This window comes from Paraprevotella clara YIT 11840, assembly GCF_000233955.1.
In the GTDB taxonomy this organism is placed as follows: Bacteria; Bacteroidota; Bacteroidia; order Bacteroidales; family Bacteroidaceae; genus Paraprevotella; species Paraprevotella clara.
The window spans coordinates 184,251-195,091 of sequence record NZ_JH376579.1; the positions used below are offsets into that span (position 1 = coordinate 184,251).

Annotated in this window: 9 protein-coding genes and 1 pseudogene; 6 read left to right on the plus strand and 4 right to left on the minus strand. The window is 46.9% G+C overall.

Annotation, left to right across the window (positions count from 1 at the left end; genetic code table 11):
* Nucleotides 1–3 precede the first annotated feature (3 nt).
* Both HMPREF9441_RS01500 and dapB read right to left on the minus strand, forming a co-directional pair.
* Nucleotides 4–1,452, minus strand: a complete 1,449-nt coding sequence (locus HMPREF9441_RS01500; protein WP_008617224.1) for a S26 family signal peptidase — start codon at nt 1,450–1,452, stop codon at nt 4–6.
* Nucleotides 1,453–1,472: 20 nt separating this feature from the next.
* A complete protein-coding gene (gene dapB, locus HMPREF9441_RS01505; protein ID WP_039864749.1) occupies nt 1,473–2,228 on the minus strand; it encodes a 4-hydroxy-tetrahydrodipicolinate reductase in 756 nt (251 codons plus the stop codon).
* A gap of 102 nt (nt 2,229–2,330) precedes the next feature.
* Between dapB and HMPREF9441_RS01510 the strand changes: the two genes are divergently transcribed.
* From HMPREF9441_RS01510 to HMPREF9441_RS01535, 6 genes are all read left to right on the plus strand, one after another.
* Complete coding sequence (locus tag HMPREF9441_RS01510; protein ID WP_009392023.1) at nt 2,331–3,638, plus strand: DUF2851 family protein; 1,308 nt, start codon at nt 2,331–2,333, stop codon at nt 3,636–3,638.
* A 1-nt stretch (nt 3,639) separates the two neighbouring features.
* Nucleotides 3,640–4,047, plus strand: a complete 408-nt coding sequence (locus HMPREF9441_RS01515) for an acyl-CoA thioesterase (RefSeq protein WP_008617229.1) — start codon at nt 3,640–3,642, stop codon at nt 4,045–4,047.
* A gap of 35 nt (nt 4,048–4,082) precedes the next feature.
* On the plus strand, nt 4,083–5,204 hold the full coding sequence (gene dprA / locus HMPREF9441_RS01520) for a DNA-processing protein DprA (RefSeq protein WP_008617230.1): 1,122 nt from the start codon (nt 4,083–4,085) through the stop codon (nt 5,202–5,204).
* A 182-nt stretch (nt 5,205–5,386) separates the two neighbouring features.
* Nucleotides 5,387–6,535, plus strand: a complete 1,149-nt coding sequence (locus tag HMPREF9441_RS01525; RefSeq protein WP_008617231.1) for a 6-bladed beta-propeller — start codon at nt 5,387–5,389, stop codon at nt 6,533–6,535.
* 41 nt (nt 6,536–6,576) lie between these two features.
* Nucleotides 6,577–7,698 carry a 6-bladed beta-propeller gene (locus tag HMPREF9441_RS01530; RefSeq protein ID WP_008617232.1) on the plus strand — a complete coding sequence of 374 codons (1,122 nt, stop codon included), beginning with the start codon at nt 6,577–6,579 and terminating at the stop codon, nt 7,696–7,698.
* Nucleotides 7,699–8,115: 417 nt separating this feature from the next.
* Nucleotides 8,116–8,925, plus strand: a complete 810-nt coding sequence (locus HMPREF9441_RS01535) for a Fic family protein (protein ID WP_039864753.1) — start codon at nt 8,116–8,118, stop codon at nt 8,923–8,925.
* Nucleotides 8,926–8,972: 47 nt separating this feature from the next.
* On the opposite strand, the gene HMPREF9441_RS01540 is transcribed toward HMPREF9441_RS01535, so the two are convergent.
* The gene (locus HMPREF9441_RS01540) at nt 8,973–9,734 is read right to left on the minus strand and encodes a class I SAM-dependent methyltransferase (RefSeq protein WP_172634896.1); all 762 of its coding nucleotides are present in this window, start codon (nt 9,732–9,734) and stop codon (nt 8,973–8,975) included.
* Nucleotides 9,735–9,739: 5 nt separating this feature from the next.
* A pseudogene (locus HMPREF9441_RS01545) lies at nt 9,740–10,545 on the minus strand (KilA-N domain-containing protein).
* Nucleotides 10,546–10,841 lie beyond the last annotated feature (296 nt).

A 10,841-nucleotide genomic window follows, 5' to 3' on the forward strand; every position in this document is an offset into this window, starting at 1 on the left:
TATCTATTTGATGTGACCCACCAGGCGGAACAGGCGGTTCCAACGCACATGACCGTCGAACCATCCGCGATCTTTATCCAACGAAAGCCAAATGAGTATCGGCTTACCCACAATGTGATCCTCGGGAACAAAACCCCAATAACGTGAATCGGCCGAATTATGGCGGTTATCACCCTGCATCCAATAGTAGTCCATCTTGAATGTATAGCTATCCGCCTCTTTCCCGTTAATGAAAATCTTCCCATCCTTCACTTCAAGGTCGTTATGTTCGTATACTCGGATAGGACGTTCATACACGGCTATATTGTCCATAGTCAGTTTGACGGACTTTCCTTTGGCCGGAATCCATATAGGACCGTAATTGTCACGTGTCCAACCCGTCCAGGCATTGAGCGGATACAAACCGTCGGGTACGGAATTTACATTATCGTAAGCGATACTGTCCACAATGTCCGTACAGGCCTTCAGACGCTCGTAAGCGTACTGTGTCAGCGGCATGGTTCCTGTTTCGGACAATGAAGCCAAATCTTCCCCACTGATGCCCAGTTCCCGCACTAATTCGTCCGGTATGGCCTGTTTCAGGCGTACGAAGTAATCGTACTGCACATTGTCCGGTTCCTTGTTGGGCTTGCCGTCCAGATAGACCACATGGTCCTTAATCTGAAGCGTCTGTCCGGGCAGTCCCACACAACGTTTCACATAATTCTCCCGCCGGTCTACCGGACGCGACATCACTCCGCCGAACACTTGGGGATTCTGGTCGATGTATTGACGTCCCATGGCATAAAGCTCGGCAAAGAAGTCGCGCTGTTGCTGCCGGGTGAGCGAATCCAAAAGCGGATAACCGCCATGCAGTTGCATATATTGCTGACCGCCGATGCCGTATGCGATGGCATAAAAATCCATGTTTTGGTATTCCGGGTTCACGGTCACCGTATCGCCCGCCGGATAATTGAACACCACGATGTCGTTCAACTGTACCCGTCCGCCCGGAACACGCTCGTAATCCCACTGCGGCCATTCGATATACGACTTGCAACCCACAAGAGGCATCGTGTGCTGCGTAAGCGGCATGGACAAAGGCGTCTGCGGCTTGCGCGGTCCGTAGCTCATCTTGCTCACGAACAGGTAATCGCCCACCAAAAGCGACTTTTCGAGCGAAGACGATGGAATCGTATAATTTTGGAAAAAATAGATATTGACGAAATACACAGCCACTAAAGCAAACACGATGGCATCCACCCAACTCATCACCGTGCGCGTCACGGGACTTTCTGCTTCTTTCCACCATGTCCAAGGGATGCGTTTCGTGATGTAAGCGTCATAGATGAACGGTACGACCAACAATCCCCACCAACTCTTGATCCATACGAGGAAAGCAAGATAGAGGGCTGTTACGACACCCATCTTTATCCATTGTGCCCGTGTGGGCTTCTGCCTGAGTTTCTTCATGTCTTTCTTTCAAATGTCGTTTAAAATTGGAATAAATCATCCATCGTAAGCAATCCCTCATGTGTGGCCGTATATTCGGCTGCCAGTACGGCCCCCAACGCAAACCCTTTCCGGTTGTGCGCGTCATGAGTAATCGTAATACTGTCTGCCTCGCTGTCATACACCACGGAATGAATGCCCGGTACCTCGCCACGACGTACGCTGTCGATACGCAATTCATTTGTCGCACACGCCTCCGTACCGCTCACGGTTCCGTCCGGTGCCGTAAACGTACCCTTCACCCATTTGTCTTTACGACCGATAGCATGGATAAGGTCTTCGGCCAACGTAATGGCCGTCCCGCTCGGTGCATCCAACTTATGCACATGGTGCACTTCCTCCATCTTCACATCGTAGGCCGGGAAACCGGACATGATGCGTGCCAAATAACGGTTCACGGCCCCGAAGATAGCCACGCCGAGGCTGAAGTTGCTGCTCCAGAAAAGCGTATGTCCCTCTTCGCGGCACAAGCGGCGTACTTCTTCGCCATGTTCGGGTATCCATCCCGTACTGCCCGACACCACTTTCACCCCGGCGGCAAAAGCCTGAAGATAATTGTCGTACGCCGTTTGCGGTGTAGTAAACTCAATAGCCACGTCTGCACTCCGGAAAGCTTCCGAAGCGAAATCTCCACGGTTATCAATGTCGATGATACTCACTATTTCATGGCCACGTTCCAAAGCGATTTGCTCTATCATGTGACCCATCTTGCCATAGCCGATTAATGCGATTTTCATATTTTTCAAGTAATATGCTGATATTTTCTCTCGCAAAGATAGGGATTTGACTTGAATTTCATTACTTTTGTTAGTAAAAATAAACTTTTCAGCCCCAGCATTATGGAAAAGCTGTTGCACTACATCTGGAAATACAAACTGTTTCCGCTCAAACCGTTGCAAACCACAGACGGCCTGACGCTGGAGGTCATCGACCCGGGAACACTCAACCGAGACGCAGGCCCTGACTTTTTCAACGCCAAAATCAAACTGGACGGTACGACATGGGTGGGTAACATCGAGATTCACGGACGGGCTACCGATTGGTACGCCCACGGGCATCACGAAGACACCCACTACAACAACGTCATCCTGCATGTGACGGAAACAGCCGACCGCCCCGTCGTCACACAAGACGGGAAGACGCTTCCGCAACTCATCGTGGAAGTGCCCGGCTACCTGCGCGAAAACTACGAAGAATTGTGCCGGACAACGGATTATCCGCGATGCCATCGCATCATTCCCCAAATCGACCCGTTCACGGTGCACAGTTGGATGAACGCCCTGCTTTACGAACGGTTGGAACAACGTGCACGGACCGTAGCCGCCCGTGTGGAAAAACTGCAAGGCGATTGGGAACGGGCCTACTTCATCACCCTGTCCCGTAATTTCGGTTTCGGTATCAACGGAGATGCTTTCGAAGTGTGGGCACAACATATCCCGTTGCAAGCCGTGGCACACCATCGCGACAACCTGTTCCAGATAGAAGCCATATTCATGGGACAGGCCGGACTGTTGGACTTCGAGACTATTCCGAAGAAATACCGCGACGAAGCCATCGAAGACGATTATTATCCCCGGTTGAAACGGGAATATGACTATCTGGCACATAAGTTCGCCCTTACGCCCATGGACGCGGCAGCATGGAAATTCCTGCGTCTGAGGCCGCAGAACTTTCCCCATGTGCGCATCGCCCAGCTCACCCAACTGTATTACAACCAGACGGCCGGTTTCTCCCGATTATTGGAAGCCCGGACATTGGAAGAACTGCACGACATGCTCTCCACGCACGCCACCCCCTATTGGGAGTCGCATTATACTTTCGGATGTCCAAGCCACAAAAATGCCAAGGCTCTGACGGCAGGTTCATTGAACCTTATCGCCATCAATACCGTCGTCCCGCTGCTGTATGCCTACGGACAAACCCACGGCAACGACAAATATTGCGAACGGGCTTTGCAATTCTTAGAACCAATCAAGGCGGAAAACAACTATATCACACGCCAATGGGCCGAATGCGGTATCAAAGTGGACAGCGCGTCGGATTCGCAAGCGCTCATCCAACTGAAAAAAGAGTATTGCGACCGGAAATATTGTCTGCATTGCCGCTTCGGTTATGAATTTCTGAAACGAAAAAACACTTCTGAATAAAATGAAAACGGATTATATCTTTGAACTGGAGATGAAGGTACGCGACTATGAATGCGACCTGCAAGGCATCGTAAACAACGCCAATTACCAACATTATATCGAACACACCCGGCACGAGTTCCTGCTCGCACAAGGCATCAGTTTTGCCGACTTGCACGTGCAAGGAATAGATGCGGTAGTGGCACGACTGAACATGGCTTTCAAAACGCCCCTGAAAAGCGGAGACCGCTTTGTCAGCAAGCTGCGCGTTGAGAAAGAAGGCATCAAATACGTGTTTTATCAGGACATATTCCGCCTGCCGGACATGAAATGTTGCCTGAAAAGCCAGGTGGATACCGTTTGCCTGATAGAAGGCCGTTTGGGAACCTGCCGCGAATTGGACGACATCGTGCCGAAACCGGAAGACTGACCTTTCCTGCCAACCTCTTACCTTACCATGAACTTATGACCGAACAGGAAATTATCTACACCATGGCCTTGACGCGGGTACCGCGTGTCAACACTGCCGCCCAACACCGCCTGATGGAGGAGTTGGGCAGTGCCTCGGCAGTGTTCGACCACCGCCATCACATCCGTGACTTTTATCCCGAAGCTTCGGACAAGCTGTCTGCCGCATTACAAGAGATGGAAGTTCAAGTGGCACGGGCAGAAGAAGAACTTGAATTCACCCGGAAACACCATATCAAATGTTTGTGCTACCACGACACGGACTATCCTTCACGACTGCGGGAATGCGACGACGCTCCCCTACTGCTTTACTACAAAGGAAACGCCGACCTGAACCGGACACATGTCATCAACATGGTAGGCACGCGCCACTGCACGGAATACGGGAAAGATATTTGCCGCCGTTTCGTGGCTGAACTGGCCAATCTCTGCCCTGATGTGCTGGTGGTAAGCGGACTGGCCTATGGGATAGACATCCATAGCCACCGTGCGGCATTGGACAATGCGGTAGACACCGTAGGCGTATTGGCGCACGGCCTGGATCAGATATATCCCCGCCTGCACCGCGACACGGCCGTACAAATGACGTCACAAGGCGGACTGCTTACGGAATTCATGAGCCGTACGAACGCCGACAAGGTGAACTTCGTACGCCGGAATCGTATCGTGGCAGGTATGGCGGATGCTACCATCGTGGTGGAATCCGCCGAAAAAGGCGGCGCACTGATTACGGCGGACATCGCCATGAGTTACCACCGCGATGTGTTCGCCTTTCCGGGCCGCGTGGGCGACCCTTACTCACAAGGCTGCAACCGCCTGATACGGGACAGCAAAGCCGCCCTGCTGCAAAACGCGCAGGAGTTCATGGAAGCCATGGGATGGCAACCTCGTTCATCGGAAAACCAAAAAGACAAAGGCATACAAGGTGAACTTTTCCCCGACCTGTGCGAGGAGGAACAACGTATTGTAGACTGCCTGCGCCAGTCGGAATGCCTGCAAATCAACACGCTGGCCGTGGCCACCAACCTTCCGGTACATAAGCTCAGCGCTTTTCTCTTCAATCTGGAAATGAAAGGCATAGTCAAGCTCTTGAGTGGAGGGATGTACCGGCTAACCTAAGGAAGGACCTATAAACACACCCATTATACAACATATTCCTTTCCCGTTTGCAACATTTCACCGACAGGTAACAAATGAGAAGAAATTTGCAACATGAAAGAAAATACTTCTAAAAAAGAACCGTATTTTTACTGCAAGTTTTGGATATTCCAACTTCATGAAACTATAATCGAATCCACATTATGCGAAACACCCCCATCTCTTTGGTGTACGGCCTCTTCTTTTTGGGCACAGCATGCGCTTGCAGTCATTCCCCACAATCGGAAGAAGCCCCGCCTGTCTTGGTAGAAATCCACGATTACAACTACAGTCTGGATTTCTCTTCATTCCTGAATCTGCATAAAATCATAGGCCTGTCTGCCCCGAAACAAGAGGCTTTCGTCAAAGACATTGAAAGATTGCTCTTCGCAGACAACCGTATCTTCGTCATGGATCGCAGCGGCAACAAGGTTGTAATGTTCGACGGAGAAGGCAACTTCCTCAAATCCACAGCCAATATGGTTGGCCGGGGGCACAGCGAATACCTCCGGGTAATAGATGCTTCCCTCGATGAAAAGGACAAAAAACTTTATGTACATTGCGATGCGCCTTACCAAATGATGGTGTTCGACTTCGACTTGAACCTGAAAGAAATCATCCACATGGATTATTACATGGGCGAGATGGTCGTGGAAGGGAATCTCATTTACGGCATATGTTACAACGCTCCACCCGCAAAAGGGTTTTGCTTGGTGTCCACCGCGAAATCACGGCCTGATACCGAACCTGACACTTTGCTTACTTTCCAAAACATAGTGCCGGGAAGATGGACCTTTGGCAAAAGCCTTCTGTCACGCCACGATGGCACATACGTATGCTTCCCTTTCGATACCCACATTTACCAATTCCGGAAGGGCGAGATTACAGAAACGTACAACATGGACTTCGGTGACCACGGGCTCCTTGCGCATCCTCTCCCTGAAAATATCACCCCAAAGATGTTCGACCGCTACAATAACGGATTGCATTGGAGCATCGTCAACATGAGCAGTTCAGATTCACTCCTATTATTCAATACCAACTCCTTTGAACTGTTCATTATGGATAAGGAAAAAAGACTGTGTGAAGGATACAAGGAAGCTTATAACGACTTGTCCCGCATCCACTGCGGACGAATCATCCCCACGCAAGGGCTTCCGGAAGGCATCGTATTCCAATGCAACGCCCATTCCATTGAGGAAACATTACAGGCTTGGACAAAGAAAAACGACATGCCACTTGTCCTAAAGGAAATCTCCCGTAATTTCAACCCGGAAGGCAACCCGCTCATCATGATTTGGACCATCAAGTAAACCTCCCTCTACATCATATACAACACCACAAATACAATCAAATGAAGCATAACATTTTTTTAAGCACAATCGCCCTTCTGGCCTGCCTATCCTGCAGCACGAAACAAAAAGTGACGGTGGAATACAAGGACTACCGCCCACTCAACATGTCATCGTTCGTAACGCTCCAAAAGAACATCCTGTTAGACTCTCCGACAGAGGAAAGCCGTATCCAAGATTTCCACATCGGACGGCTGCTTTTCGCCCAGGAAAGGATATACGTGATAGATGAAAAGGAAAATAAAATCCTGATGTTCAATGACGAAGGGAAGTTCCTTAAATCCATAGGCGGTGCAACAGGAGAAGTTTCCGGAAACCGCCTCAAAATACAGGATGCCGCCCTTGATGCGCAATCACAAAAGCTCTATGCCTATTGCAACACAACTTGCCAAATCATGGTGTTCGACCTCGACCTGAATGTGGAACAGACCATCCCAATGGTTACTCCTTTGCTCGAAATCGGGTTGGACGGAAACTGCCTGTATGCCATCCGGACATCCCTGAAAAGAGACGGCTGTGAGCTTGTGGTGTTCGACAAGAACCGATTGGAGGGTGCGCCTTCCGTCTTGTGGAAACAAGCAGGTATACCCTCCGGGAAACAAACTCCCGGAGAAACATTCATCCTGCCCGAAAAATCGCTTTCACCGTCTGAAGACGGCATCTATGCAAGCTTGCCGCAAAGCAACCGGATCTGCCAAATACGGAACGGGAAAATCACGGCAACCTACAACTTGGATTTTGGCGGACAAACCCCTCAATCCGTTTCCTATAACATCTACAACATCTGTGCTTCGGACTCCTTCCTGATTTTCAACACGGACAGCTCTAAGTCATGGTTCATCCTGAACCGAAAGACCGGAAAATGCATTGTAGACGAAAATCTGCATAACGATGTGTGCCTTGGGCACAATTCCCGGCTTATCCCTGTGCAGGGAACAAACAACGGAATGGCATACGGCATGTCGGCCGCATTCGTGTCACAAACGCTGCAACACCTCAAAAAGCACAAGGAGGAATTCGAGCAATTCGGCCAAATGAAATTATATCATCCTTACCTGCCTTTCCTCGAAAAGGACATCGCTCCACAGGACAACCCGATGCTATATCTTTGGGAAATCAAATAAACCGATATAAACCAACTTTCTGATCATTGGCATAAAGATACTCCACTTTTTTCTATTTCACCTTCGAAGGGTGTCGGACTTACAACCACAAAAAGTCATATATTTACTTTCAAAAAGACAATATCGCAAAACTAAAATGATAAATACACGAACATTTCGCTATGAAAACATAAAATAAGGCCACAAAACGATAAATCAGCGACAGGCCAATACTGCGATATTTGCAAACAGACGTACTTCCGCCCGCAAATTCCGCAAGGATTTCAAGGTTCCGTCCGGGTTCCACAAAGCCGTCAGACTGAAAGTATGTTAAAAACAGAAGCCGTTTCGCAATACATATCCCAACGTAGTATTAAGCCGTTTTTTTTGGACGAACAAAGCAAATACCGTACCTTTGGAAAGAAATATAAAAAGGCGATGGAACAAAGTATCTGGCAAGAGATAGGACAGCTATACCAAAAGTTTCAAGAACTGAGCATCAGTGAAGCGGTGGACTATGAGAAGTACTACCTCTATTCCCTTATCACCCATTCTACGGCCATTGAAGGCTCTACGCTCACCGAAGCGGAAGCACAAATGCTTTTCGACGAAGGGCTGACTGCCAAAGGAAAGCCATTGGTTTACCATTTGATGAACGAGGACTTAAAGAAAGCATACGAACTGGCCAAAGCAGAAGCCCGGAACAAGACGTCAGTCACTCCGGCATTTTTGCGGAAGCTAAATGCTGCATTGATGCGTACAACGGGCAGTGTTTATAACGTCATGGGCGGTTCTTTTGATTCTTCCAAAGGCGAATTCCGTCTGTGCGGTGTCACGGCAGGAATTGGCGGACATTCTTACATGAATTACCAAAAAGTCCCTGCCAAGGTTGATAGACTCTGCGCCATCTTACAGGAAAAGCAAAGCACATCAGGGACATTCAGGGAACAATACGAATTGAGTTTCAACGCCCACCTCAACTTGGCCACGATTCACCCTTGGGTGGATGGCAACGGCAGGACAGCGCGTTTGCTGATGAATTATATCCAATTCTGCCGTAACCTTTTCCCGACCAAGATATTCAGGGAAGACAGAGAAGAATATATTCTTTCCTTACGTCGCTCACAAGAAGAAGAAACCAACCAACCGTTCTTGGATTTCATGGCATCTCAATTAAAAAAATCGCTTTCTTTGGAGATTGAGAAGTTCAATGCTTCACAGAAGAAAGGTTTTGGCTTTCTATTCTAAAACATATCAGGAGCAGCTTTTTCGTCTATGCTTTTATCATTTTGCCCTTACTCTTTAAGTTCCAAAATATATATTTGTTTCTCTGAACTGTCATCAAAATCTCCTCCCGTAAAATCCCCGAATTTATGGATAATATTAAATCCAATTTGTTTGAGATATGAATTTAACTCTTGGGGAAAAAACAATCTCATGTCCATATTCTGGACTGAATGAAATTTATCGTCAATAAAATATTGCCACTTTATACGATTAATTTGAGATGCGCTTTCATAGTGCATGCTTTGTTTTATCAACACTCTTCTTCCATCATTGGTTGTATATTGGGTAATAACTTGTTGCTTCCTCTCGTTTTCAACAATATATTGGATATTAGGATTGAAGCAGTCCAATAAAAACAAACCTTTTTCTTTCAAATGATTTCTTACGACTTTCAACGCATCAAATAAATCCTCATTTTTATACAAATGATGGATTGAATTAAACGGAATAAAAATAAAATCGAATTTTTCTCCTAGGTCTAACCCTCTAATATCCGCTTCAATGAAATCTATTTTTAATCCGGCTTGAAATGCTTTCTCCTTTGCCCGTTCAAGCATGGATAAAGTATAATCAACTCCCTTAATATTATAACCATCCTTTGCTATTGGAATCGTAAGCCTACCCGTTCCACAGCAGAGTTCAAGTATTTTGGCATCTTTATTTTGAGGCAGCCATTTTTTGTAAAACTCCAAATCGGACAGAGATTTATTCAACCCATCATAAATATCTGCATTATAAATAAAATCACCGACTTTATAATCTGTATTCATATTCTTCATTTTAACAGCTCACGATTTTGATTATCACCACTTTCCAATATGCTCATTTGATGGATAGCTATTTGGTTTAACTTAACAAGACGTTCACGTTGTGTCATATTCTGTTCGATAAACACGGCATTTAGATTCTCCATATTCGACAAACAGATAAGTTCATTGATAGTAGCATAATCACGGATGTTTCCTTTCTGTTCGGGATTCGCTTCTCTCCATTGTTTTGCTGTCATACCGAACATCGCCACGTTCAGCACGTCGGCCTCATTGGCATAAATAATGCTTGCTTGCATTGGTGTGACTTCCATCGGAATAAGGTTTTGCTTTATGGCATCAGTATGTATGCGGTAGTTGATTTTCGACAATTCACGTTTCGCTGACCAACCGAGCAGCCTTTGTTCTTCTGTCTTTAGCCGCTGATACTCCTTAACAAGAAGTAATTGGAATTTAGGAGAAATCCACATGCCAAAATGATATGCTATATCCCGATGTGCGTATGTGCCACCATAACGACCTGCCTTAGAACGAATACCGATGGCACCGGTACGTTCTATCCACGTTTTCACCGAAAGCACAAAATTGTTACTTCCTGCCGTATTTTTAATTGTACCGAATTCGGTACAATTAAAATCGGGATTATACAACATTTCCCATTCGCCAAGATACTCGATAGTGCTTTTAAGACTAAGCCAACGGAAGATATATGCTCTTGCAGTTGGCTTCTTGCCATGTCTGTAAGGCTGATGTAGTCTTCTTCATTGTACTTGACAACGCTAATATCTGTATTTTGAACAGTAATTTTTGCCATTATAATGATACATTGAGTTTCAATCACAAAGGTCGCTATAATTTGAGAAACTGCATCCTTTTTAATGGGCTATTCACAAAAATGGCAGACCAGAAAGCTTACTTTGTTGTAAATATACGCCTATTTCCCGTAAAGCGCAAGGATTAGGAATATTTTTCTTTCAGGATTTCCTGTATTCCGCCAAAAGCTGTACCGCATTTAACCCGAAAATGAAAAAGGAAACCACCTTTGTTTCTTCGGCAGCCGCCCCGAAAACGCCCCTCCAAGGGATTTTCCAAAAACATCCTTCATCCTTC